Here is a 21,991-nt window from a genome sequence, read left to right on the forward strand (position 1 = left end):
CGCGGGAACTGGCCGGGCCGTCTGTCCCGATGCCGATCTCGCGAGGAAGACTTGCCGATGGCTCCGACACGCGCAATGGCCCGGGCTTCGACGAAGCCGGCTCGCGCCGATCCGCTCACATCGTCGCGATGCAGTCGATCTCGATATCGATGGGTCCTGCCCAGCCGCGGACGCAGACGAAAATGCGGGCGGGAGGGTCCTTCGGGAAATAGCGCTCATAGACCGCGTTCACCTGGGCGAACGCTTCGACGGAGGTGCAGTAGACATTGCACTTCAGGACGCCATCGAGCGACGATCCCGCCGTTTCCAGGCAGAGCTTCAACTGCTCCAGCACGATCTCGGTCTGCCGCTCGATCGGCGCCACGACGACCTCGCCTGTTTCGGGATCGAAGGGTGGCAGCCCCGAGACGTAGACCATGCCGCCATGACGCGTGACGACGGAGGCCGGCGCCTTCCAGTGCTCCAGGTAGCCGGAGAGCGGTTCGACACGGACGATCTCTCGCTTCATGGTGGTCCTCACGGCGCTGGCAATGATCATGGGCCAGTGTAACGGCTCAGAACGCTCGCGCATGGCCGAACGCTACGGTCGTGGCCGAAGCGTTGCGGGCCGCGATCTGCTTCCCGCGCGGTGGCCGGAGAGCCATTTCGCTTGACCCATAGCGGGAGTGTGGCCATCTCCGTCCACACTTCAGCACGCGAGTAGCTATGCCCGTCTTCGCCATTCCGTTCCCGATGATCGACCCCGTCGCGGTCCAGCTCGGACCGCTCGCGATCAAATGGTACGGGCTCGCCTATGTCGTCGGGCTCCTGGGCGGCTGGTGGTATGCGCGCCTGCTCGTGGCCAATGACCGGCTCTGGAGCGGGCGGCCGCGGCCGCAGCCGGTCGAGCTCGACGACATGCTGCTCTTCGTCGCCTTCGGCGTCGTGCTCGGCGGCCGCGCCGGCTTCGTGCTGTTCTACGACCTGCCGCGCTATCTCGCGCGGCCGCAGGACATCCTCGCGATCTGGCAGGGCGGGATGTCCTTCCATGGCGGGCTGATCGGCGCGACGCTCGGCCTGTGGCTGTTCGCCAGGCGGCGGGGTTATCCGGCGCTGTCGGTGTTCGACCTCGCGGCCGCGGTGGTGCCGATCGGGCTGTTCCTCGGGCGCATCGCGAACTTCATCAATGGCGAGCTCTGGGGCCGGCCGGCGCCCGATTTCCCCTGGGCGATGATGTTCCCGAACGGCGGGCCGCTGCCGCGCTATCCGAGCCAGCTTTTCGAGGCCTTCTCCGAAGGGCTGCTGCTGTTCGCGCTGGTGAACGTTCTGGTCTGGACGGGCTGGCTGCGCCGGCCGGGCTTCGTCGCGGGCGTCTTCGGCATCGGCTACGCGGTGGCGCGGATCGTCTGCGAGTTCTTCCGCGAGCCCGATCCGCAGCTCGGCTTCCTGTTCGGCACCTCGGTCGATGCGCTCTCGGGCGGCATCACCATGGGCATGCTCCTCTCGCTGCCGGTGCTGCTCATCGGCATCTGGCTGGTGCTGAGGAGCCGGCGCGAGGCGGCGGCGTGAGCCCGCTCGAGGCGGAGCTGGTCCGCCTGATCCGCGACGAGGGGCCCTTGCCCGTCTCGCGCTTCATGGCGCTGGCGCTCGGCCATCCCCGCCACGGCTACTACATGACGCGCGACCCCTTCGGACAGGAAGGCGATTTCACCACGGCCCCCGAGATCAGCCAGATGTTCGGCGAGCTGATCGGGCTCTGGGCCGCGCATCTCTGGCAGGCGATGGGCGCGCCCGCGCGATTCCGGCTCGTCGAGCTGGGGCCGGGGCGCGGCACGCTGATGGCGGATCTGCTGCGCGCGACGCGGATCGTGCCCGGCTTCCACGCGGCGCTGTCGGTGCATCTCGTCGAGACCAGCCCGGTGCTGCGGGCGAAGCAGGCGCAGGCCCTGCGCGGGGCCGGCGCCATCTGGCACGACACGCTCGCGGCAGCGCTCGACGGGCCGGCGATCGTGCTGGCCAACGAGTTCCTCGACGCGCTGCCGCTCGACCAGTTCGCCATGACGGCGGAAGGGTGGCATGAGCGGCTCGTCGGGCTGGATGAGGGCGGGCTCGCCTTCGGGCTCGCCCTCGTCAGGGAGGATTCGCTGAAGATCGCCGCCCCGGTCGGCAGCGTCTTCGAGCAGCCCTTCGCCGCGCTCGACATCGTCACGCAGGTCGCCCGCCATGTCGCGCGCGAAGGCGGCGGCGCGCTGTTCATCGATTACGGTTCCACCCGCTCCGGCTTCGGCGACACGCTGCAGGCGATGAAGCGGCACGCCTTCGTCGATCCTCTCGCCGCGCCGGGCGAGGCGGACCTCACCGTGCATGTCGATTTCGAGCGGATCGGGCAGGCGGCGCTGCAGGCCGGCGCGGCGCTGCACGGGCCGGCGACGCAGCGCGATTTCCTCCTCGCCCTCGGGCTGGCGCAGCGGGCGCAGGCGCTGTCGCGGAAGGCCGATCCGGTGCAGCGCCGGGCGCTCTCGGAGGCCTTCGACCGCCTAGTCGCGCCCGGCGAAACCGGCATGGGCGATTTGTTCAAGGTTCTGGCGCTATCCCATCCCGCCCTGCCGCCGCTGCCCGGATTTGACCTTCATCGGGTGCCAGAGCAGGCCTGATGAGACGCGGGCGCCCGGCGCGGGAGCCCGCCAGACGGGACCACGCCATGTTCATCACCTCCCCGGACCTCGCCGCCGAACCCGGCATCCGCCACGCCTTCTTCACGCGCGAGGGCGGCGTCTCGAGCGGCATCTACGCCTCGCTCAACGGCGGGCCGGGCTCCGCCGACGACCCGGCGGCGGTGCGGGAGAACCGGGCGCGGATGGCGCGGCATCTCCATGTCGGGCCGGACCAGCTCGTGAGCGTCCACCAGGTCCATTCGCCCGACGTCGCGCTCGTCACCGGCCCCTGGCCGGACACCAGGCCGAAGGCCGACGCGATGGTGACGGTTTCCCGGGACGTCGCCCTCGCCGTCTCGACGGCCGATTGCGGGCCGATCCTCTTCGCCGACAGCGAAGCCCGCGTGATCGGCGCGGCGCATGCGGGCTGGAAGGGGGCCTTCGGCGGCGTTCTCGGCGCCACCGTGACGGAGATGGAGAAGCTCGGCGCCAGGCGCGAGCGCATCCTGGCGGTGCTGGGGCCGACCATCAGCGCCGCCGCCTACGAGGTCGGGCCGGAATTCGTCGAGCGCTTCAAGGCGGAGAACGCGACCTATTCCCGCTTCTTCACGGCGTCCGGGCGTCCGGCCCATGCCATGTTCGACCTGCCGGCCTTCATCGCGCTGAAGGCGCGCGAGGCCGGAATCGGCCGCTTCGTCGACCTGTGCCTGTGCACCTATGGCGACGAGAGGCGCTTCTTCAGCTATCGCCGCACCACGCATCGCGGCGAGCCGGATTACGGCCGCCAGATCGCCGCGATCGCGCTCGGCTGAGGCGGATCGGGCCGGCCCCGCGCCGGTCACGCGCGCTCTTGCCGGTCCAACCGCTTGCCGTGGCGCGGCAGAGGGCGCATCCTCGCGACGCGCCGGCCGGAACGCATCGCTTCCTCCGGCGCGCCAGCCTGGGCGATGCTTGTGAGATGCGGGGGCAGCCTTGGAACAGATCCTGATGAATCTCGTCGCCGGTGCGATCGGCGGCAATGCGGCCGGCAAGGCCAGTCCCAGCTTCGATCTCGGGACGCTGGGCAACACGATTTCCGGCCTGGTCGGGGGCGGCGTGCTCGGCCAGTTGATTCCCCTCGTGATTCCGGCGATCAGCGCCGCGGCGCAGGGCGGCAATCTGAGCGTGGGCAGCATCCTCACCAATCTGATCGGCGGCGGCGTCGGCGGCGCGATCCTGACCGCGATCATCGGCGCGGTGAAGAACCGCGCGGCGTGAGGGCATCTCCCCTGCGGCGGCCGGCCGTCCGCCGGCCTTCCGCAGGGCGGGGTTGCGCGCATCGGCGTTGCCCAAGTCGGGGTGGTGCTGCGAAGCTTGGAGCATCGGACTGAATAGCGCATTCAGTCCGATGCTCTCGGCTTTTCGATTTTGCATGGGCTTTTCCCGAAAATCCCCTTCCGTTTTTCGGGCCGATGCCCGAGCCGCTTCCGCTCCGCCTGCAGGTTTCGCCATGCCGCGCTCGCTCCAGTATTATTTCTCGCTGCATTCGCCCTGGACCTATCTCGGCAACGGGCTCTTCCACGAGATCGCGCAGCGGCACGGCATGAGCATCGACTATCGGCCGATGCCGCTGCGCGCGGTCTTCGACGAGACCGGCGGCCTGCCGCTGCCGAAGCGGCATCCTGTCCGCCAGCGCTACCGGCTGGTCGAGCTGCAGCGCTGGCGCGAGCGGCGGGGACTGCCGCTCGTCCTCGAGCCGGCCCATTTCCCGTTCGACCCCTCGCTGGCGGATCGCGTCACCCTCGCGATCGTGGCGGCGGGCCGCAGCCCGGCCGGCTTCATCGCCGATGTGATGGCGGGCGTCTGGGCGCGCGAGGAGGACATGCGCAGCCCCGAAGCGATTCGCGCCTGCATCCTGCGCGCGGGGCTCGATGCCGATGCCCTGCTGGCGCAGGCGGATGGCGCGTCCGTCCGGCGGCGCTATGACGAGACCCTCCCGCAAGCGGTGGAGGCCGGCGTCTTCGGCGCGCCGAGCTATGTCCGCGACGGAGAGGTGTTCTGGGGACAGGATCGGCTGGAACTGCTCGATTCGGCGCTGGCGAGCGGCCGGGCGCCCTACCGCCCGGACGGGGCGGCCTGAGCGCCGTCCGCCCCCTCCTGCCCGACGATGTCCGGGGTGCGCCAGCCGAGATGCTGGCCGGCATCGACGGCGATCATCTGGCCTGTGACCGAGGGGGCGCGGGCGAGATAGAGCACCGCCTCGGCGATCTCGCGCACATCGATGCGGTGGCCGAGCAGGGTCCCCGCCGCCTCCTGCGCGAGGAGTTGCTCGCCGTCATGCGGATTGGCGAAGGTCGGGCCGGGGCCAACCCCGTTGACGCGGATGCGCGGCGCCAGCGCCTGGGCGAGCGTCGTCGTGGCGGCGAGCAGGGCGGCCTTGGTCAGGGTGTAGGAATAATATTGCGGGGTCAGTTTCCAGACGCGCTGGTCGATGAGGTTGACGATCGCTCCGGCGCGCGCCGCCGGCAGGCGATTCGCCAGGGCGCCGGCGAGCAGGGAGGGCGCGCGCAGATTGACGGCGAACTGATGCTCCCAGATTCCGGGGTCGAGCGCGCGGACGTCGTCGACGAGAAAGGTCGCGGCGTTGTTGACCAGCAGCGTGACCGGGCCGAGCGCCGCCTCGGCCGCGGGCAGCAGGGCCTCGACCGCCGCGACATCCGCCAGATCGGCCTGGACGACCGCGGCCTTCGCTCCGGCCCGGGCCAGGCTCTGCGCCAGCGCCTCGGCCTCGTCGCGGTGGCTGCCGTGGTGGATCGCCACGGCGAAGCCGGCGGAGGCCAGCCTCTCGACGATGGCGCGGCCGATTCGCTGCGCCCCGCCCGTCACCAGCGCGACCTCAGCCATCGTCGGGCCGCTTCCCGGCCGGATCCGCGCCCGGCGTGATGCCGGCGTCGCGGCGCAGGCGCCTTTCCCAGTGCTTGGCGGCGCGCAGATAGCGATAGAAGGCGTAGTTCATCGCCGTCATGAAGCCGTAGAGCCCGCGCAGGGCGTGGCGGCGGCCGATATAGGCCTTGACGAAATTCGCCGGGAACTCGGCGATCAGCCGGAAGGCGGAGAGGGTCGCGCCGCGGGCGTCGAGATCGTCCGCCTGCGCGTCGCTATAGGCGTTGAGCTTGTCCATCTGCTCGCCGAGCGAGCGCACGGAGAAGTGGTGGATGGTGCCTTTCAGCCTTCCGACCCGGGTCCCGCGCCGCAGCTCGACGCGGTCATGGACCGGCGAGGGCGAATAGCGCCCCTTCGACTTGCGGTAGAGCCGCACGGGCGCGAGCGTATAGGCGAAGCGATGCGGCGCCTTCTCACCCGGGAAGATCTCCGCGATGCGCAGCTTGTAGGCGTCGGCCGCCGGCTCGCCCGCCGCGAACAGGGCCGCGATCTCGGCGGCGAGATCGGCCGGGAGCACCTCGTCGGCATCGAGGTTGAGCAGCCAGTCATGGCGGCACTGCTCCTCGGCGAAGCGCTTCTGCTGGCCGTAGCCCGGCCAGGGGTTGAAGATCACGCGCGCGCCCAGGGCTTCCGCCACGGCCTGCGTGCCGTCGGTCGAGCCGGAATCGACGACGACGATGTCGTCGCTCAGGGGGCGGGCGGCGGCGATGGTCAGGCCGATCCGGTCGGCTTCGTTCTGCGCGATGATGAAGACGGAAAGAGGCGGCACAGTCTCATTGAACCTCTGGAATTCCAAGGCTTAAGCACGCCTGAACAAGAGCAGCAAGGCGCAGGTCGAAACTTTTCGGGCCGGGGCAGGAACCTTGGAGCAGCCATCGCGTTCCACACCGGGTTCTCCGTGATCGTGCAGGCGCCACCCGCGTTTTATTAGTATTCGATTTACCATGGCGGCTTTCGCGGTTCTGGTTAACCCGGTTTTACCTATTTGAGTTCAGTTATCGCATTCGTGCCGCATTTCTGCCGCGGTCTGCAAGGCAGATGTGTTTCCGGTGCAACAGACAAAGGCGGCGGCTGGTTCTATACAGTCAGCATCGAAATCAACGGCCGGGCTTTCCGGTGACCGCGACGACTAAGGAGTATGTCATGAAGAAGTATCTGCTCGCGAGCGTTGCCGCTCTCGGTCTCATCGCCGCCGGCGCCGCCTCCGCTGCCGACCTGCCGTCGCGCAAGGGCCCGGTCGCGGCTCCGGTCTATATCCCGCCGGTCTTCACCTGGACGGGTTTCTACGTCGGTGCCAACGCCGGCTACGGCTGGGGCAACGTGAACAACAGCTTCGGCGTCAGCGTCGGTGACATCGACGGCTTCGTCGGCGGCGGCCAGATCGGCTACAACTACCAGATGGGTCAGTTCGTCCTCGGACTCGAGGCCGACATCCAGGGCGCCGACCTCTCCAGCGGCAACAACCTGGGTCTGGTTGGCGTCAAGACCGACTACTTCGGCACCGTCCGCGCTCGCGTCGGCGTCGCCTTCGACCGGTTCTTGCCCTACGTCACCGGTGGTTGGGCCTATGGCAACGTGAAGACCTCGATCCCGTCGATCGGCTACTCGTCCGACCGTTCGCACACCGGCGGCTGGGCTCTCGGTGGCGGTCTCGAATACGCTGTCACCAACAACCTGATCGCGGGCGTCGAGTACCTCTACGTCGACCTCGGCGAGAAGAACATCCTCGGCGCCGGCACCAAGGTCGGCACGGACTTCTCGGTCGTGCGCGCCCGCCTGAGCTACAAGTTCTGATCCGATCCACATCGGATTTGAGCGACCCGGTGGCCTCGGCCACCGGGTTTTTTGTTGCCGGCGGCCATGTTCCGCCAAGGTGAAGAAAAGCCCGGCGCTCGCGGGAGCGCCGGGCTTTCCTTTCCGCATGGAGGCGATGCCCGCCGGCAGGGCGTGAGACAGCGCGCCGGCAGGCCGATGTTCCGCGGAGCGGCGGCAGGCGCCTCAGCTCTTCACGCGCGTGCTCTCGAAAGCGGGGATTCGCGCCGCGAAATCGTCGAGCCAGGCGACGAGACGGGGGTGGCCTGCCCGCCAGGTTCCGGCGAAGCGCAGGTCGAGATAGCCGAGCGCGCAGGCGAGCGCGATCTCGCCGATTCGCGGGGCGCCGTCGAAGCGCGGCGGCTCGGCCTCCAGCACGGCGAGCGCGCGCGAAACCTTTCCGCCCTGATGCGCCAGCCAGTCGGCGTTGCGTCCCTCTTCCGGCCGGAACCGGGCTTCGTAGACCTGCAGCAGCGCCGCGTCGCAGATGCCGTCGGCGAGCGCCTGCAGGCGGAGCTGGGCGAAGCGCTCCTGCCCGGCGGGGATGAGCTTTCCGCCGCCGGCGAGGAAGTCCAGATAGTCGACGATCACCCGCGAATCGAACAGCGTCGTGCCGTCCTCCAGCACGAGGGCCGGGATCTTGCCCAGCGGATTCTGCTGGCGCAGCGGCTCGGACGGGTCGGTCGTGTCGGCGACGACGATCTCGATGCGGTCCATCAGCCCGAGGACGAGGGCCGCGATCTTGACCTTGCGGCCGAAGGGCGAGGCGGGTGAGGAGCGCAGGACGAGCATCGATGGGAACTCCCGGAGGGGAAGGGGAAGGACGATCAGCCGTCGGGGCGGATCGGCTCGCATAGATAGCGCGGCCGCTGCCCCTGCGCGAGGCGTTCGGTCAGGGCGGGCAGCAGCAATTCGGCTTCCTCGGCGAGCTTCCAGGGCGGGTTGGCGATCAGCAGCCCGGTGGCGCCGAGACCGCCGGCCGCTTCCGGCCGGTCGACGTCGATCTCCAGCCGCAGCAGGCGGCCGATACCGGCGTCGAGCACATCGTCGACCATCGCCGCGGCGGCGCGCCGGTCCTTCAGCGGATACCAGAGCATGTAGATGCCGGTCGGCCATTTGCGATGCGCGGCGACGAACTGGGCCGTCAGCGTCGCGAATTCGTCCTTCTCCTCGAAGGGAGGGTCGATCAGCACCAGGCCGCGGCGTTCCTTGGGCGGGATATTGGCGCGCAATGCCGTCCAGCCGTCGATCGCCAGGGCCTTGCAGCGCGAATCGCGGGCCAGAACCTCGGCGAGCCTGCGATAGGTCGGCGGGTGGAGCTCGGCCGCGATCAGGCGGTCGAAGGGCCGCATGGCGTGGCGGCAGAACCAGGGCGAGCCGGGATAGGCATCGGGCCCGTACGCGGAGCGGATGGCGGCGAGCGCGGCGCGATAGGGGGCGAGCAGGGGCTCGGCCGCGGCCGATAGCGGCGAGCGGTCGAGGCGCGCCACGCCGTCCTTCCATTCATGGGTCCGCGACGCCTCCTCCGAGCCGAGATCGTAGCGCCCGACCCCGGCATGGGTGTCGATCGCGCGATAGGGCGTCGGCTTGGCGTCGAGATGCAGGAGAATGCGCGCGAGCACGGCGTGCTTGAGCACATCGGCGAAATTTCCGGCGTGGAAGCCGTGGCGATAGTTCATGCGCCGCTTCTAGACCATAACCGGCCGCGGGAGCGAGCGCGGCGTCAGCGTGGGGCGAGGACGGTCAGCGAGCGCGCGCGGCAGCCGGAACGGTCGACTTCCGGGCAGCTCCGGAAGCCGCGCAGATCCTTGCTGAAGCAGATGCGGACCTCCTGGAGCATGCCGCGCCGGCATGAGACCGACATCATGTCGGTGCGCAGGCCGGGATTGGCGGCGACGAAGGCACGTTCGAGATCGAGCACCGTCCAGCTCCTTTCGCCGTCGGTCCCGGCGAGGGCCGGCGGGATCGCGACCCTGTCGCGGGCGCGGCGAACGTCGCGGAAATAATCGGCGGGGCTGGAGCCGGTGCAGGTGCCGTGCTTGCGCCATTCGTAGCGGGCGAGGCCTTGGCTCGGATAGACGCCTTCGGCCTCCGCCATGGCCAGGCGCGAGGGCGAGCGATTCGCGGAGGAGCAGTCGCTCGGATAGCCGCGCTCATATTGCGGCCACAATCCATGGACGACGAAGCCCAGCCCGTTGCCGGCGTTGCATTGCTCACGGTTGCGCGAGCGGTCGCCGTCGAGCTCGCAGAAGCCCGGAGACCAGGACAGCGCCAGCACGTAGAAATCGAAATTCCCCGCCGGAGCGCCACCCCCGCGGCCGAAACCGAAGCCGAAGCCCTGCGCCTGGGACGGGCCGGCGAGGCAGAGCCAGGTCAGGGCCGCGACGGCCAGGCGCCGGAGCATCGGGCGCGGCTCAGGGGCGGGCCATCTTGCAGTCGGGCGCGTAGGAAAGCTCGCGATCGAGCCCGGCGACGCACCAGTTGACGTTCCAGGTCATGCCGAAGAGGCCGAGATTCTCCCGGACCGAGTAGTCGACGCGGTGATAGACGCCGTTGTTCAGCATCAGCCGTGCGGTGCAGAAGCGGCGCGGGATCATGTCGTCGCCCCAGGGGCGGTAGCCGATCTGCGCGATCCGGTCGTAGGAGAGCGCCTGCAACGGCCCCCAATAGGTCGATTCGCGCGAATTGAACCAGCTCGTCAGCTCCGAGAGCACGGCCGGGTCGGTGCAGCCCGGCAGGTCGCCATACATCGGCACGATGCGTTCCTCGGCGCGGTCGGGCGGCGCGACATGGCGGCGGCCGGCAGCTTCGGCATGGGCGAAGCCGGCCAGGCAGGCGAGCGAGACGAGGGCGGTGCGGATGAAAGCGCGGCGCATGGAATCGGGCCTCTTAAAGGCGAATGCGAGTTGCGCTTACGATGGCGGTCCGCCCGCCGGGGGTCAAGGCGCGCCGTTACGGCACGGCGTCGCCCGGCGCTGGCTGTGGCATTTCGGCCCGGTTCGGCCCTGCGCGCGGCGCCGGTCGCGACCGGCACGGGACAGGGTGGCGGGACGGCGGCGGATCGGCGACAGTCGCGGCGACGAAGGAGGTCACATGGACGATTGCTTCGACGACCCGGCGAGCCGCATCGCGGACGACGCCACGCTGCGCGCGCATATCGGCGCCGTGAGCCCGGTGGTGCAGCACAAGGTGTTCGACCGGCTCGACCACTTCTGCCGCGACTTCATCGCGCTTTCGCCCTTCCTGGTGCTGGCGAGCAGCGACGGCGCGGGCGGCGTGGATGCGAGCCCGCGCGGCGACGCCCCCGGCTTCGTGCGCGTGCTCGACGATCGCACCCTGCTCATTCCCGATCGCAGGGGCAACAACCGGGTCGACAGCTTCGGCAATGTCGTCGCCTCGCCCGGGATCGGCATCGTCTTCATGGTGCCGGGCATCAACGAGACGCTGCGGGTCAACGGCAAGGCGCGGGTGACGCGGGACGCGGCGCTGCTGGAGCCCTCGACGGTGCAGCAGCGGCCGCCGCTGACCGGCTTCCTGGTCTCCGTCGAGGAAGCCTATTTCCATTGCGGCAAGGCGCTGATCCGCTCGAAGCTGTGGGACCCCGCGGCGCAGGTGCCGCGCCACAGCTTCCCGACGCTCGGCCGCATCGTCGCCGAGCAGACCAGGCTGGTCGAGGCGGGCGAGGCCGACCGCAACCTGGAGGAGGGCTATCGCAGCCGCCTTTATTGAGAGGCGGCCCGGCGCCGCAGCGGGATCAGACCTTTTCGACGGCCGGCCGGGCCGATGCCGGGCCCTGGCGCGGCGCGGCCGGGGGCGTCGCCGGAAGGCGGCCTCCTTCCAGGCGCGCCGAGCGCCGCTCCAGCAGGATCAGCGCCAGCCCGGCGACGACGATCAGGGCGGCGCCGCAGAGCATCGTCAGCGTGGGCCAGTCGCCGAAGAACAGCCAGCCGAAGAGCAGCGCCCAGATGATGAAGGTGTACTGATAGGGCGCCACCACCGAGGCCTCGGCGAGCTTGAGCGAGCGCGTGACGCAGAGATGGCCGAGCAGGGCGACGATGCCGAGCAGGGCGAGCAGGCCGAAGTCGCGCAAGGTGGGCGTCACCCAGCCGAAGGGCAGGAGCGCGAGGCCGAGCAGGAGCGAGCCGAAGGTCTGCCAGGCGACCAGCGTGACGTCGGGCGTGCCGCGCAGCTTGCGCCCGGCGATCAGCAGCCCGGCGAAGAGGAGGCTGCCGGCGAGCGCCAGCAGCGCCGGGGGCGAGAAGCTCGCGCCCGAGGGGGCGAGCGCCAGCGCCACGCCGAGGAAGCCGAGGCCCGCCGCCGCCCAGCGGGCGGGCTCGACTTTCTCGCCGAGCAGCAGCGCCGCGAGCAGCACCGCCCAGACGGGAGCGGCCATCCATAGGGTCATGGTGTCGGCCAGCGGCAGATAGACGACGCAGACATAGAAGAGCGTCGATTCGCTCGCGCCGATCGCGACGCGCAGCCATTGCAGCCCCGGGCGCTCCGGCCGCAGCGTCCGGCGCAGGCCCTGCTTCAGGATGAAGGGCGCAAGCACGAGAAGCGCCGCGGCGCTGCGCACCAGCATGAGCTGGCCCGGCGTGTAGGTCGAGACCAGCCATTTGCCCATCACGTCGTTGAGCGAGAACAGCAGGATGCCGAACAGCATCGTGGCGATGCCGAGCAGGGAGGCGTTGCGGGCGGTCATGACGGCTGGCGGTTCCTCGGGAACCCTCCACTGGCCCGGCCCGCCGCGGCTGGCAAGTCCCGCGCGGGAGGGGGCGTCATGCGGTCAATAATTTAACGATTGACTTAATTAAGTGAAACGTTAATTATTGGCCATGGATCAGTTTGCCGCCCTCGCCGAACCGACGCGCCGCCAGATCGTGGAGATGCTGGGGGAGGGACCGCTGGCCGCCGGCGAGATCGCGGCGCGGTTCAGGATCAGCGCCCCCGCCGTCTCGCAGCATCTCAAGGTGCTGAAGGAGGCGGGGCTGGTGCGGGTCGAGGTCGCGGGCCAGAGGCGGATCTACAGCCTCGACACAGCCGGCCTCGACGCCTTCGAGAGCTGGGTGCGCAAGGTGCGCGGCTTCTGGAACGCGCGTCTCGACCTGCTGGAGACGGAGCTGGGCAAGCCCGAAGCGGAAGAGGGAGAATGACGATGAGCGCGTATGGCGTTGTTCTGGAAAGCGGGGCGGTGCGCTTCGAGCGGCTGCTGCCGGGCCCGATCGAGCGGGTCTGGGCCCATGTCACCGAAGGCGACAAGCGGTCGAAATGGTTCTGCGGGGGCGAGGTCGAGCCGCGGGTCGGCGGCAGCGTCGCGCTGTTCTTCAAGCATTCGCAGATCACCGACGAGCCGCCGCCGGAAAGCGCCCGCGAGATGAACGACCGGGGCAAGCTGATGGCGGGCACGGTGACGGCCTGGGAGCCGCCGCACCGCTTCGCCTTCAACTGGATCGGGATGGGAGAGCCGGATTCGGACGTCGAGTTCGTGCTGTCGCAGGTCGGCGACAAGGTCCGGCTGGTGCTGACGCATCGGCGGCTGGCGACGCGGAGCCGGATGGCGCTGGTCTCCAGCGGCTGGCACCTGCATCTCGGCCTGCTGGAGGACCTGCTCGCCGGGGCGCCGCCGCGCGGCTTCTGGTCGGTGCATCAGCGGCTCGAGGCGGAATATGCCGAGCGCCTGAAGGATGCGCCGGTCTGAGCGGCGCGGTACCGTCGCGGAAGGTCCGGCCTGCGCCGGGCCTTTTCGCTCGGATGGGGCTATGCCGGCGAGGGCGCGGCCTGGGCACGCCGCTGGCGCAGGACATCGGCGATGAAGAGGCGCGAGAGCGCGTGGTAGAGCGGCTCGCGCGTGATCAGCCGCGCCGTGCCGTAGCCCAGCACCGAAGCGGCCATCAGCGCGATGACGTTGTCGTGGTTCCCGGTCATTTCGAGGATGATGACGAAGGCCGTCATCGGCGCCTGGACGACGCCGGAGAAGTAGCCGGCCATGCCCAGCAGGGCGGCAAGCCCGATCGGCGAGCCGAGCAGGTGCCCGAGCGTGCTGCCGAGACCGGCGCCGACCGAGAGGGAAGGCGCGAACAGGCCGCCGGGAATGCCGGAGACGGAGGAGGCGAGGCTCGCCAGGAACTTCGCCAGGAAGAAGGAGGCCGGCAGCGGCGCGCCCTCGATGGCGCCGCGCGCCTGCGCGTAGCCGGTGCCGAAGGTCATGCCGCCGGTGAGGACGCCGACCACGGCGACGAGGCCGCCGGCGAGCACCGCGACGATCAGCGTGCGCGCCAGCGGCGTCCTTCCCCGCCAGCGGCGGATGCGCCGGGTCAGCCCGACCATGAGGCTGCTGAAGCAGGCGCCGAAGCCGCCGCCGATGACGCCGCAGCAGAGAACGAGCAGGCCGTCCCGCTTCAGCTCGGCGGTGGCGTGGGTGACGCCGAAATAGGTGTAGTTCCCGACGATGGCGAGCGAGGCGAGGCCGGCGATGATGACCGCCGAGAGCACGATGCCGTTGGTGCGGGCCTGGTAGGTCCGGCTCATCTCCTCGATGGCGAAGACGATGCCGGCGAGCGGCGTGTTGAAGGCGGCGGCGATGCCTGCGGCGGAACCGGCCAGGATCAGTCCCCGCGCCTGGGCCATGCCGCCCCAGCGGGCCGCCTGCAGCATGATCGAGGCGCCGACCTGCACCGTGGGGCCCTCGCGGCCGATCGAGGCGCCGCAGAGCAGGCCGAGCACGGTCATGACGATCTTGCCGGCGGCGATCCGCAGCGACAGGAAGCCGGAGCGCTCGGCGTCGTCGCGCAGATGGCGCGCAGCGATCGCCTGCGGAATGCCGCTGCCCTGCGAGCCCTGGACGAAGCGCGCCGCGACGAAGGCGCACAGGCAAAAGCCAAGCGGCGTCACCAGCAGCGGCAGGAAGCGCAGCCCGTCCTGCCGTGTCGCCACCAGGGAGAACAGATGCTGCGCCCCGTCGGCGAGCCGGGCGAAGCCCGCGCTGACGATGCCGATCGCCAGCGCACCGAGCCAGAAGACCAGCCGCTGCCGCCAGTAGCGCGGCGTGACGACCAGGGCGCGGGAACGCCGGAGCAAGCGCATTCTGCCTGGGCGGGCCATCTCGTCCATTCTCCGGGAGCCGATCGCGACGCAACCGGCTATAGCATCCGCCGAAAAACCGAATCCACCGCCGGGATGCCCGGCTGCGGCCGCGGCGCGTCGATTTCGCGGAGTCCGGCTCCGTGCCGGGCCGGGGATCGGCCTACAGGCTGGCCGCGGCGCGCGCGGCCTGGTCGTACTGGCCGGAGAGCGAGCGCATGACGGCGGCGATCTCCGACAGGCGGGCCGGGTCTGCGCCGGCGGCGCGGACGGATTTGACCAGAAGCTGCTCGCGGATCTGCGCGTAGCGCCGGCAGGCTTCCTCTCCGGCCGGCGTGACCTCGACCGTCTTCTCCTTGCCCTTGCGGCTGCCCTTGAGCAGCTTCAGCCGTTCGAGCTTCTTGAGCGAATAATTCACCAGATGCGTGTCCTCGATGTTGAGGACGAGGCAGATATCGGCGAGCCGCTTGGCCTTGCCGCGATGATTGACGTTGTGCAGCACCAATACGTCGAGCGGCGAGAGATCGGGTATGCCGGCCGCCGCCATGCCGCGCACGATCCAGCGCTGGAAAGCGTGCACCGTCATGCTCAGCGCGAACTCGAACTCCGACAGGGCCGGCAGCGCCCCGGAGGCGAGATGGCCGGAGGAGACGATCGGTCCGAGCGTGTCGGGCAGCGGAGACTGGGACATGGCTGAGGCTCGCGTCATTCCAGGGCCGGCGCCTGGCGCCGACCCGGGAATCTCTGGTCGGGGGATGGCCGGCTCAAGGCCGACCATGACGAGCGGCGAGGGCCGTTGCTGGAGGCTTGCGTCTCACATCTTCTTATAGGCGTCGATGATCGCCTGGCCGTCGGCGCCGGCCTTCTTCAGCCAGTCGGCGGTCAGCGTCTCGCCGGCCTTCTTGAAGCCGGCGGCGAGCTCCGGCGAGGGCGCCTGGACCTTCATGCCCTTGGCCTTGAGCTGGTCGAGATACCAGCCGGACTTCTCCTGCCACATCTTCCAGCCGCGCTCCTCGGCGGCGGCGGCGGCCTTCAGGATCGCGTCCTGCGTCGCCTTGTCGAGCGCGTTGAAGGCGGCCTTGTTGACGAAGGTGGCGTCCTTCGGGATCCAGGCCTGCACGTCGTAGAAATGGTCGAGCGTCTCCCAGACCTTGGAATCGTAGCCGGTGCCGCCCGACGACATGAAGGAGTTGACGACGCCGGTCGCCAGCGCCTGCGGCAATTCGGCCGCCTGGATCGTCACCGACTGCATGCCGAGCAGTTCGCCAAGGCGCGCCGTGCCGACATTGTAGGCGCGCCATTTCAGCCCCTTCATGTCCTCGACCGTGTTGATGTCCTTCTTGGCGTAGACGCCCTGCGGCGCCCAGGGCACCATGAAGAGCAGCTTGATGCCCTGCGCGTCGAGCTTCTTCTCGATCGCCGGCTTCGAGGCGTCGTAGAGCTTCTTCGCATCGGCGAAGCTGGTCGCCAGGAAGGGCACGACGTCGATGCCGTAGACCGGGTCCTCGTTCTCGTGGAGCGACATCAGGATCTCGCCCATCTGCGCCTGCCCGCTCGCGACGGCGCGCTTGATCTCCGGCGCCTTGAACAGGACGGCGTTGGCGTGGACGGTGATCTGGAGCTTGCCGCCGGTCGCCGCCTCGACGTCCTTGGCGAAGAGGACGAGGTTTTCCGTGTGCGGGTTGTCGGACGGGTAGGCGTTCGGCAGGTTCCACTTGGTCTGCGCGGCGGCCGGCATGGCGAAGGCGAGCAGGCTGGCGCCGCAGGCGAAAGCCGCCGCCGTCAGAGTTCTGCGATTGATCATGATGTCGTCCCCTCTCCGTTGATTGCGTTGGTCGTCAGTCCGGGAAAGCGAGCTTCGGCAGATAGAGCACGATTTCCGGAAAGGTCGTGATGATGATGACGGCGACGTTGAGCAGAAGGAAGAAGGGGAAGGCCGCTTTCGCGACGGTCCAGGTGTCCTTGCCGCTCATGTTCTGCAGCACGAACAGGTTGAAGCCGACCGGCGGGGTGATCTGCGCCATCTCGACATGGATGACGAGGTAGACGCCGAACCAGACGAGGTCGAAGCCGGCCTCCTTGACCATCGGCAGGACGATCACGGCGGTCAGCACGATCATCGAGATGCCGTCGATGAGGCAGCCGAGGATGATGTACATGCAGGTCAGCGCCAGCACGAGCATGTGCGGCGAGAGGTTCTGGCCCTTGACCCATTCCGCCAGCGCCGCCGGGATGCCGGTATAGGCCATCGCCGCGGTGCAGAAGGCGGCGCCGGCCAGGATCAGCATGATCATGCAGGTCAGCCGCGTCGCGCTCATCACGCTTTCGAAGAAGGTCTGCCAGTTCAGCGTGCCGCTCCACCAGGCCAGGAAGAGCGCGCCGGTCACGCCCCAGGCGGCGCATTCGGTCGCGGTCGCGAAGCCGAGGATCAGCGAGAAGAAGACAGCCGCGATCAGCACCAGCACCGGCATCAGCTTGGCCGACTGGCGCAGTTTCTCGCGGAAGGGCAGGGCCGGGTCGCGCGGCGGCGACTTGCCCGGGTTCAGCAGCGACCAGACGATGACGTAGCCCATATAGAGCGACATCACGACGAGGCCGGGCAGGAAGCCGCCGAGGAAGACCTGCAGCACGGAGACGTTGGCGGTGACGGCGTAGACCACCATCGGGATCGAGGGCGGGATCAGCAGCCCGAGCGTGCCGGACCCGGCGAGGGTCCCGAGGCTGAGGCGCTCGTCATAGCCGCGCTTCTTCAATTCCGGCAGCGAGATCTTGCCGATGGTGGCGACGGTGGCGGCCGAGGATCCCGACACAGCGGCGAAGATGCCGCAGCCGATGATGTTGGTGTGGATCAGCCGCCCCGGCAGCCATTGCAGCCAGGGCGAGAGGCCCTGGAACATCTGGGCGGAGAGGCGGGTGCGGAACAGGATCTCGCCCATCCAGATGAAGAGGGGCAGCGCGGCCAGCGTCCAGGAGGCGGAGGCGCTCCAGATCGTCGTCGCCAGCACCTGCCCGATCGGCACGTCGGTAACGAGGATCATCGCGAGCAGGCCGACGAGGCCGAGGCCGACCGCGATCCAGACGCCGCTGGCGAGGATGACGACCAGGAAGCCGAGCAGGGTGACCGAGAGAATGGGCAGGCTCATCGGCTCAGACCCCGCCGCCCTGCGCGACGCGCTCGATCAGCTCCTCGGTCGTCTGCGCCGGCTCGGGCTCGTAGCTCGGCCGGCCGCCGCGCGCCACGATGAGCCATTCCTCCGCGATGGCGACGAGCAGGATCGCGAGCCCGACGACCATGCCGCTCTGCGGAATCCACAAGGGCACGGAGATCACGCCGGTCGACATGTCGAAGAAGCGCCAGGAATCATAGGCGAGCCGGCCAGCCTGCCAGGTGAAATAGGCGATGAAGGCGGCGGCGACCGTCAGGGCGGTCAGCTCAGCGCCCCGCCGCCTGCGTCCGTGCAGGCGCTCGAGCAGCAGCCCGACGCGGATCATCTCGCCCCTCTTGAAGGTGTGGGCGAGGCCGAGAAAGGCCATCGCCACCAGGGACCAGGCCGTGAAGTCGTCGCCCGAGGGCACATTGAGGTTGATCTGGCGCCCGATGGACAGCAGCATCATCAGCCCGAAGATGACGATCAGAAACAATCCAGCGAGGTACCCGGCGGCAAGGTAAAGCAGGTCGAGCGTCCGGCGGATCATCGCGGCGCTGCTCCCTGTACGCCGGGGCACGCGCCCCTGGTTGTCAGGACCCTTCGCATCGTCGCATCCTCCGCCTTCCGCCGGTGAGGCCCCTCAGCCTTCTTCCAGCATAATTGCGATCGTAGCCGGCGAAATCTCCTTGTCAACACAACATCGACGATTTATCGATGAAATGTCGGCATCGGTGCCGCCAGAAAAAATTGGGGAGAGGTTCCGATGGCGGCGCGCTGGGATTTCTGGATCGATCGTGGCGGCACCTTCACCGACGTGATCGGCCGTGATCCGTCAGGCAATCTCCATGCCAGGAAGCTGCTTTCGGAGAATGCCGCAGCGTATCGCGACGCCGCCGTGCAGGGCATCCGCGACCTTCTCGGCCTGAAGGCCGGCGAGCCGATCCCGGCTGGGACGGTCGGGGAGGTGCGCATGGGCACCACCGTCGCCACCAACGCCCTGCTCGAGCGCAAGGGCGACCGGACGCTGCTGGTCACCACAAAAGGATTCCGCGACGCGCTGCGCATCGGCTACCAGGCCCGGCCCGACATCTTCGCCAAGCGGATCGTCAAGCCCGAACAGCTCTATGAGGACGTGCTCGAGGTCGAGGAGCGCGTGCTCGCCGACGGCACGGTCGAGAGCGGGCTCGACGAGGCGGCGCTGCGCGCCGCGCTGCAGGTGCAGTACGATGCCGGTTTCCGCGCCGTCGCCATCGTCTTCATGCACGGCTATCGCTATACGGCGCATGAGCAGGCGGCCGCCCGCATCGCCCGCGCCATCGGCTTCCCCCAGGTCTCGGTCAGCCACGAGGTTTCGCCGCTGATCAAGCTGGTCGGGCGCGGCGACACCGCCGTGGTCGACGCCTATCTCTCGCCGATCCTGAGCCGTTATGTGAGCCAGGTCTCGGAGGAGCTCGACGTTGCCCGCACCGGGGCGCGTTTGATGTTCATGATGTCCTCCGGCGGGCTCACCGCCGCCGATCTCTTCCAGGGCAAGGACGCCATCCTCTCCGGCCCGGCCGGCGGCGTGGTCGGCCTCGCCGAGACCGGCCGCTCGGCCGGCTTCGACAAGGTCATCGGCTTCGACATGGGCGGCACCTCGACCGACGTCGCCCATTTCGACGGCGCCTATGAGCGCGCCTTCGAGACGGAGGTTGCCGGCGTGCGCATGCGCGCGCCGATGATGCTGATCCATACGGTCGCGGCCGGCGGCGGCTCGATCCTGCATTTCGACGGCGCGCGCTTCCGCGTCGGCCCGGATTCGGCCGGCGCCAATCCGGGGCCCGCCGCCTATCGCCGCGGCGGGCCGCTCGCCGTGACCGACGCCAATGTCATGGTCGGCAAGCTGATCCCGTCGCATTTCCCCGCCATCTTCGGGCCGAAGCAGGATGAGCCGCTCGACGTCGACATCGTCCGCAACAAATTCGCGGTGCTCGCGGCGGAGGTCGGGGACGGCCGCTCGGCCGAGGACGTCGCCGACGGCTTCATCCAGATCGCCGTCGCCAACATGGCCGAGGCGATCAAGAAGATCTCGGTGCAGCGCGGCTATGACATCACCCGCTATGCGCTGAACTCCTTCGGCGGCGCCGGAGGACAGCATGCCTGCCTCGTGGCCGATGCGCTCGGCATCAGGACGGTGCTGCTGCATCCTTTCTCCGGCCTGCTTTCGGCCTACGGCATGGGTCTCGCCGAAATCCGCTCGACCCGGACGGCGGCGCTCGACGTGCCGCTCGATGCCGGGGCGAAGCAGGCGATCGAGACGCTGGCCGGCGGGCTCGCCGCCGAGACGCGCGCGGAGGTCGGGGGGCAGGGCGTGGCGGAGGGCGACATCGCCATCCATATCCGCGCCCATATCCGCTATGCCGGCACCGACACCGCCATCGCCGTGCCGGCCGGAACCCGCGCCGCGATGCAGGAGGCCTTCCAGGCGGCGCACAAGGCCCGCTTCGGCTTCATGGACGAGACCAAGGCGCTGGTCGTCGAGGCGGTCGAGGTCGAGGCGGTCGGCGGCGGGGCGAGGTTCGAGGAGGCGGCGGCCGGCGAGGCGCCGGGAACGCCGGAGGCGGCGGAGCGCACGCGCTTCTTCTCCAAGGGGCAGTGGCACGACGCGGCGGTGGTGAAGCGCGAGGCGATGAAGCCCGGCCAGAGCGTCGCTGGCCCCGCCATCATCATCGAGCCGAACCAGACCGTGGTGGTCGAGCAGGGCTGGAGCGCCAGGCTCACCGCCAAGGATCATCTCGTGCTGACCCGCACCGAGGCGCTGGTGCAGCAGGCCGCGATCGGCACCAGGGCAGACCCGGTGATGCTCGAGATCTTCAACAACCTGTTCATGTCGATCGCCGAGCAGATGGGCGTGACGCTGCAGAACACCGCCTATTCGGTGAACATCAAGGAGCGGCTCGACTTCTCCTGCGCGGTCTTCGACCAGACCGGCGCGCTCGTCGCCAATGCGCCGCACATGCCGGTGCATCTCGGCTCGATGGACCGCTCGGTCGAGACGGTGATCGCCAACAATCCGGTGATCCGGCCCGGCGACGTCTATTGCCTGAATGCCCCCTATAATGGCGGCACGCATCTGCCCGACATCACGGTCTGCACCCCGGTCTTCGATGCCGAGGACAGGGACATCCTGTTCTGGGTGGCGAGCCGTGGCCACCATGCCGATGTCGGCGGCACGGCGCCGGGCTCGATGTCGCCGCTGGCGACCAATATCGAGGAAGAGGGCGTCTATATCGACAATTTCAAGATCGTCGACCAGGGCCGCTTCTGCGAGGAGGAGCTGGTCAGGCTCCTCACCGGCGCGCGCTATCCGGTGCGCAACGTCGTGCAGAACGTCAACGACCTCAAGGCGCAGATCGCCGCCAACGAAAAGGGCGTGGCGGAGCTGAGGAAGATGATCGGCTCCTTCGGGCTCGACGTGGTGCAGGCCTATATGGGCCATGTCCAGGACAACGCCGCCGAGAGCGTGGCGCGGTTGCTGACCCGGCTGCACGATGCCGAGTTCACCTATCCGATGGACCAGGGCTGCGCGATCAAGGTGAAGATCACCATCGACCGCGAGAAGCGCGAGGCGACGGTCGATTTCACCGGCACCTCGGAGCAGCGGCCCGACAATTTCAACGCGCCGGCGCCGGTGACGCGCGCCGCCGTGCTCTATGTCTTCCGCGTCATGGTCGACGACGCGATCCCGATGAATGCCGGCTGCCTCAGGCCGATCCGGATCGTCGTGCCGGAGGGGACGATGCTCAGCCCGCGCTACCCGGCGGCGGTGGTGGCGGGCAATGTCGAGGTCTCGCAGGCGGTGACGAACACGCTGTTCGGCGCGCTTCAGGCGATGTCCTGCTCGCAGGGCACGATGAACAATCTCACCTTCGGCAACGACCAGTACCAGTATTACGAGACGATCTGCTCGGGCTCGCCGGCCGGGCCCGGCTTCGACGGCACCTCGGGCGTGCATGTCCACATGACCAATTCGCGCCTGACCGACCCGGAGATCCTGGAGACGCGCTTCCCGGTCGTGCTGGAGGATTTCCACATCCGCCCCGGCTCCGGCGGCAAGGGCGAATGGACGGCTGGCGACGGCACCAGCCGCACCATCCGCTTCCTGAAGACGATGGATTGCGCGATCCTCGCCTCGCATCGCAAGGTCCGCCCCTTCGGCGTGAAGGGGGGCGAGCCGGGCGAGGTCGGCAGGACGCTGGTGCGGCGGCTCTCGGGCGCGGTCGAGGAACTGAAGCCCTCCGACCAGACCCTGCTCCAGGCCGGCGAGGCGGTGACGGTGATCACGCCCACGGCCGGCGGCTACGGCAGGCCCAGGTGACGAAGGCGCGGCGCCGGCCGCTCTGGAAACCGCGGCCC

23 protein-coding genes are annotated in these 21,991 nt (G+C 69.2%); 10 read left to right on the forward strand and 13 right to left on the reverse strand.

Annotated elements, in window-relative coordinates; translation table 11 throughout:
- Window positions 1-115: 115 nt before the first annotated feature.
- A complete protein-coding gene (locus ACWH43_RS07150; protein ID WP_158444935.1) occupies window positions 116-508 on the reverse strand; it encodes a RidA family protein in 393 nt (130 codons plus the stop codon).
- 197 nt (window positions 509-705) lie between these two features.
- On the opposite strand from ACWH43_RS07150, the gene lgt reads away from it, so the two are divergent.
- The 5 genes from lgt (at window position 706) to ACWH43_RS07175 (ending at window position 4,752) form a co-directional block, all read left to right on the forward strand.
- Window positions 706-1,548 (forward strand): prolipoprotein diacylglyceryl transferase, encoded by an 843-nt coding sequence (lgt, locus tag ACWH43_RS07155; protein WP_158444934.1) that lies wholly within the window; start codon window positions 706-708, stop codon window positions 1,546-1,548.
- Window positions 1,545-2,633: a class I SAM-dependent methyltransferase gene (locus ACWH43_RS07160; RefSeq protein ID WP_260347699.1), complete on the forward strand. Its 1,089-nt coding sequence runs from the start codon at window positions 1,545-1,547 to the stop codon at window positions 2,631-2,633. The genes lgt and ACWH43_RS07160 overlap by 4 nt, the downstream gene beginning before the upstream one ends.
- A 47-nt stretch (window positions 2,634-2,680) precedes the next feature.
- A complete protein-coding gene (gene pgeF / locus ACWH43_RS07165; RefSeq protein ID WP_158444933.1) occupies window positions 2,681-3,445 on the forward strand; it encodes a peptidoglycan editing factor PgeF in 765 nt (254 codons plus the stop codon).
- Window positions 3,446-3,620: 175 nt separating this feature from the next.
- A complete protein-coding gene (locus ACWH43_RS07170) occupies window positions 3,621-3,890 on the forward strand; it encodes a hypothetical protein (protein ID WP_260347700.1) in 270 nt (89 codons plus the stop codon).
- 232 nt (window positions 3,891-4,122) lie between these two features.
- Window positions 4,123-4,752: a 2-hydroxychromene-2-carboxylate isomerase gene (locus ACWH43_RS07175; protein ID WP_158448076.1), complete on the forward strand. Its 630-nt coding sequence runs from the start codon at window positions 4,123-4,125 to the stop codon at window positions 4,750-4,752.
- Here ACWH43_RS07175 and ACWH43_RS07180 read toward each other — a convergent pair.
- Window positions 4,728-5,516 carry an SDR family oxidoreductase gene (locus ACWH43_RS07180; protein WP_158448075.1) on the reverse strand — a complete coding sequence of 263 codons (789 nt, stop codon included), beginning with the start codon at window positions 5,514-5,516 and terminating at the stop codon, window positions 4,728-4,730. The genes ACWH43_RS07175 and ACWH43_RS07180 overlap by 25 nt on opposite strands.
- A complete protein-coding gene (locus ACWH43_RS07185; RefSeq protein ID WP_158444492.1) occupies window positions 5,509-6,324 on the reverse strand; it encodes a glycosyltransferase family 2 protein in 816 nt (271 codons plus the stop codon). Before ACWH43_RS07185 ends, ACWH43_RS07180 begins: the two co-directional genes overlap by 8 nt.
- A gap of 374 nt (window positions 6,325-6,698) precedes the next feature.
- Between ACWH43_RS07185 and ACWH43_RS07190 the strand changes: the two genes are divergently transcribed.
- Window positions 6,699-7,349: an outer membrane protein gene (locus tag ACWH43_RS07190; RefSeq protein ID WP_260347701.1), complete on the forward strand. Its 651-nt coding sequence runs from the start codon at window positions 6,699-6,701 to the stop codon at window positions 7,347-7,349.
- A gap of 204 nt (window positions 7,350-7,553) precedes the next feature.
- On the opposite strand, the gene ACWH43_RS07195 is transcribed toward ACWH43_RS07190, so the two are convergent.
- Genes ACWH43_RS07195 through ACWH43_RS07210 form a run of 4 tightly spaced genes read right to left on the reverse strand, consistent with a single transcriptional unit; the run spans window position 7,554 to window position 10,243 of the window.
- A complete protein-coding gene (locus ACWH43_RS07195; protein ID WP_158444494.1) occupies window positions 7,554-8,159 on the reverse strand; it encodes a glutathione S-transferase in 606 nt (201 codons plus the stop codon).
- A gap of 35 nt (window positions 8,160-8,194) precedes the next feature.
- Window positions 8,195-9,046, reverse strand: coding sequence for a 23S rRNA (adenine(2030)-N(6))-methyltransferase RlmJ (locus ACWH43_RS07200; RefSeq protein WP_158444495.1), 852 nt, complete (start codon window positions 9,044-9,046; stop codon window positions 8,195-8,197).
- Window positions 9,047-9,090: 44 nt separating this feature from the next.
- On the reverse strand, window positions 9,091-9,771 hold the full coding sequence (locus ACWH43_RS07205) for a ribonuclease T2 family protein (RefSeq protein ID WP_158444496.1): 681 nt from the start codon (window positions 9,769-9,771) through the stop codon (window positions 9,091-9,093).
- A gap of 10 nt (window positions 9,772-9,781) precedes the next feature.
- The gene (locus ACWH43_RS07210; RefSeq protein WP_158444497.1) at window positions 9,782-10,243 is read right to left on the reverse strand and encodes a hypothetical protein; all 462 of its coding nucleotides are present in this window, start codon (window positions 10,241-10,243) and stop codon (window positions 9,782-9,784) included.
- Window positions 10,244-10,460: 217 nt separating this feature from the next.
- Between ACWH43_RS07210 and ACWH43_RS07215 the strand changes: the two genes are divergently transcribed.
- Complete coding sequence (locus ACWH43_RS07215) at window positions 10,461-11,096, forward strand: pyridoxamine 5'-phosphate oxidase family protein (RefSeq protein WP_158444498.1); 636 nt, start codon at window positions 10,461-10,463, stop codon at window positions 11,094-11,096.
- Window positions 11,097-11,121: 25 nt separating this feature from the next.
- Here the strand turns inward: ACWH43_RS07215 and ACWH43_RS07220 are convergent, their stop codons facing one another.
- Window positions 11,122-12,069, reverse strand: coding sequence for a DMT family transporter (locus tag ACWH43_RS07220; RefSeq protein ID WP_260347703.1), 948 nt, complete (start codon window positions 12,067-12,069; stop codon window positions 11,122-11,124).
- Window positions 12,070-12,202: 133 nt separating this feature from the next.
- Here ACWH43_RS07220 and ACWH43_RS07225 point away from each other — a divergent pair, with 133 nt between their 5' ends.
- Together ACWH43_RS07225 and ACWH43_RS07230 are read left to right on the forward strand one after the other, a co-directional pair.
- Complete coding sequence (locus tag ACWH43_RS07225; RefSeq protein WP_158444499.1) at window positions 12,203-12,520, forward strand: metalloregulator ArsR/SmtB family transcription factor; 318 nt, start codon at window positions 12,203-12,205, stop codon at window positions 12,518-12,520.
- A complete protein-coding gene (locus tag ACWH43_RS07230; protein ID WP_158444500.1) occupies window positions 12,517-13,065 on the forward strand; it encodes an SRPBCC family protein in 549 nt (182 codons plus the stop codon). The genes ACWH43_RS07225 and ACWH43_RS07230 overlap by 4 nt, the downstream gene beginning before the upstream one ends.
- A gap of 59 nt (window positions 13,066-13,124) precedes the next feature.
- On the opposite strand, the gene ACWH43_RS07235 is transcribed toward ACWH43_RS07230, so the two are convergent.
- From ACWH43_RS07235 to ACWH43_RS07255, 5 genes are all read right to left on the reverse strand, one after another.
- Window positions 13,125-14,468 carry a chloride channel protein gene (locus ACWH43_RS07235; protein WP_375796973.1) on the reverse strand — a complete coding sequence of 448 codons (1,344 nt, stop codon included), beginning with the start codon at window positions 14,466-14,468 and terminating at the stop codon, window positions 13,125-13,127.
- A gap of 142 nt (window positions 14,469-14,610) precedes the next feature.
- Window positions 14,611-15,138 (reverse strand): winged helix DNA-binding protein, encoded by a 528-nt coding sequence (locus ACWH43_RS07240; protein WP_158444502.1) that lies wholly within the window; start codon window positions 15,136-15,138, stop codon window positions 14,611-14,613.
- Window positions 15,139-15,261: 123 nt separating this feature from the next.
- Window positions 15,262-16,185, reverse strand: a complete 924-nt coding sequence (locus ACWH43_RS07245; protein WP_375796981.1) for a TRAP transporter substrate-binding protein — start codon at window positions 16,183-16,185, stop codon at window positions 15,262-15,264.
- 100 nt (window positions 16,186-16,285) lie between these two features.
- Window positions 16,286-17,590: a TRAP transporter large permease gene (locus ACWH43_RS07250; RefSeq protein ID WP_158444504.1), complete on the reverse strand. Its 1,305-nt coding sequence runs from the start codon at window positions 17,588-17,590 to the stop codon at window positions 16,286-16,288.
- Window positions 17,591-17,594: 4 nt separating this feature from the next.
- Window positions 17,595-18,143, reverse strand: a complete 549-nt coding sequence (locus ACWH43_RS07255) for a TRAP transporter small permease (protein WP_158444505.1) — start codon at window positions 18,141-18,143, stop codon at window positions 17,595-17,597.
- Window positions 18,144-18,359: 216 nt separating this feature from the next.
- On the opposite strand from ACWH43_RS07255, the gene ACWH43_RS07260 reads away from it, so the two are divergent.
- Window positions 18,360-21,953 carry a hydantoinase B/oxoprolinase family protein gene (locus tag ACWH43_RS07260; RefSeq protein WP_260347705.1) on the forward strand — a complete coding sequence of 1,198 codons (3,594 nt, stop codon included), beginning with the start codon at window positions 18,360-18,362 and terminating at the stop codon, window positions 21,951-21,953.
- Window positions 21,954-21,991 lie beyond the last annotated feature (38 nt).

Source organism: Allobosea minatitlanensis (genome assembly GCF_964020775.1).

What these genes read in the sequence shown, in the direction of transcription:
- ACWH43_RS07150 (WP_158444935.1), bottom strand. Translation starts at nt 508, where the DNA reads ATGAAGCGAGAGATCGTCCGTGTCGAACCGCTCTCCGGCTACCTGGAG.
- lgt (WP_158444934.1), top strand. Translation starts at nt 706, where the DNA reads ATGCCCGTCTTCGCCATTCCGTTCCCGATGATCGACCCCGTCGCGGTC.
- pgeF (WP_158444933.1), top strand. Translation starts at nt 2,681, where the DNA reads ATGTTCATCACCTCCCCGGACCTCGCCGCCGAACCCGGCATCCGCCAC.
- ACWH43_RS07170 (WP_260347700.1), top strand. Translation starts at nt 3,621, where the DNA reads ATGAATCTCGTCGCCGGTGCGATCGGCGGCAATGCGGCCGGCAAGGCC.
- ACWH43_RS07175 (WP_158448076.1), top strand. Translation starts at nt 4,123, where the DNA reads ATGCCGCGCTCGCTCCAGTATTATTTCTCGCTGCATTCGCCCTGGACC.
- ACWH43_RS07180 (WP_158448075.1), bottom strand. Translation starts at nt 5,516, where the DNA reads ATGGCTGAGGTCGCGCTGGTGACGGGCGGGGCGCAGCGAATCGGCCGC.
- ACWH43_RS07190 (WP_260347701.1), top strand. Translation starts at nt 6,699, where the DNA reads ATGAAGAAGTATCTGCTCGCGAGCGTTGCCGCTCTCGGTCTCATCGCC.
- ACWH43_RS07195 (WP_158444494.1), bottom strand. Translation starts at nt 8,159, where the DNA reads ATGCTCGTCCTGCGCTCCTCACCCGCCTCGCCCTTCGGCCGCAAGGTC.
- ACWH43_RS07200 (WP_158444495.1), bottom strand. Translation starts at nt 9,046, where the DNA reads ATGAACTATCGCCACGGCTTCCACGCCGGAAATTTCGCCGATGTGCTC.
- ACWH43_RS07205 (WP_158444496.1), bottom strand. Translation starts at nt 9,771, where the DNA reads ATGCTCCGGCGCCTGGCCGTCGCGGCCCTGACCTGGCTCTGCCTCGCC.
- ACWH43_RS07210 (WP_158444497.1), bottom strand. Translation starts at nt 10,243, where the DNA reads ATGCGCCGCGCTTTCATCCGCACCGCCCTCGTCTCGCTCGCCTGCCTG.
- ACWH43_RS07215 (WP_158444498.1), top strand. Translation starts at nt 10,461, where the DNA reads ATGGACGATTGCTTCGACGACCCGGCGAGCCGCATCGCGGACGACGCC.
- ACWH43_RS07220 (WP_260347703.1), bottom strand. Translation starts at nt 12,069, where the DNA reads ATGACCGCCCGCAACGCCTCCCTGCTCGGCATCGCCACGATGCTGTTC.
- ACWH43_RS07225 (WP_158444499.1), top strand. Translation starts at nt 12,203, where the DNA reads ATGGATCAGTTTGCCGCCCTCGCCGAACCGACGCGCCGCCAGATCGTG.
- ACWH43_RS07230 (WP_158444500.1), top strand. Translation starts at nt 12,517, where the DNA reads ATGACGATGAGCGCGTATGGCGTTGTTCTGGAAAGCGGGGCGGTGCGC.
- ACWH43_RS07235 (WP_375796973.1), bottom strand. Translation starts at nt 14,468, where the DNA reads ATGGCCCGCCCAGGCAGAATGCGCTTGCTCCGGCGTTCCCGCGCCCTG.
- ACWH43_RS07240 (WP_158444502.1), bottom strand. Translation starts at nt 15,138, where the DNA reads ATGTCCCAGTCTCCGCTGCCCGACACGCTCGGACCGATCGTCTCCTCC.
- ACWH43_RS07245 (WP_375796981.1), bottom strand. Translation starts at nt 16,185, where the DNA reads ATGCCGGCCGCCGCGCAGACCAAGTGGAACCTGCCGAACGCCTACCCG.
- ACWH43_RS07250 (WP_158444504.1), bottom strand. Translation starts at nt 17,590, where the DNA reads ATGAGCCTGCCCATTCTCTCGGTCACCCTGCTCGGCTTCCTGGTCGTC.
- ACWH43_RS07255 (WP_158444505.1), bottom strand. Translation starts at nt 18,143, where the DNA reads ATGATCCGCCGGACGCTCGACCTGCTTTACCTTGCCGCCGGGTACCTC.
- ACWH43_RS07260 (WP_260347705.1), top strand. Translation starts at nt 18,360, where the DNA reads ATGGCGGCGCGCTGGGATTTCTGGATCGATCGTGGCGGCACCTTCACC.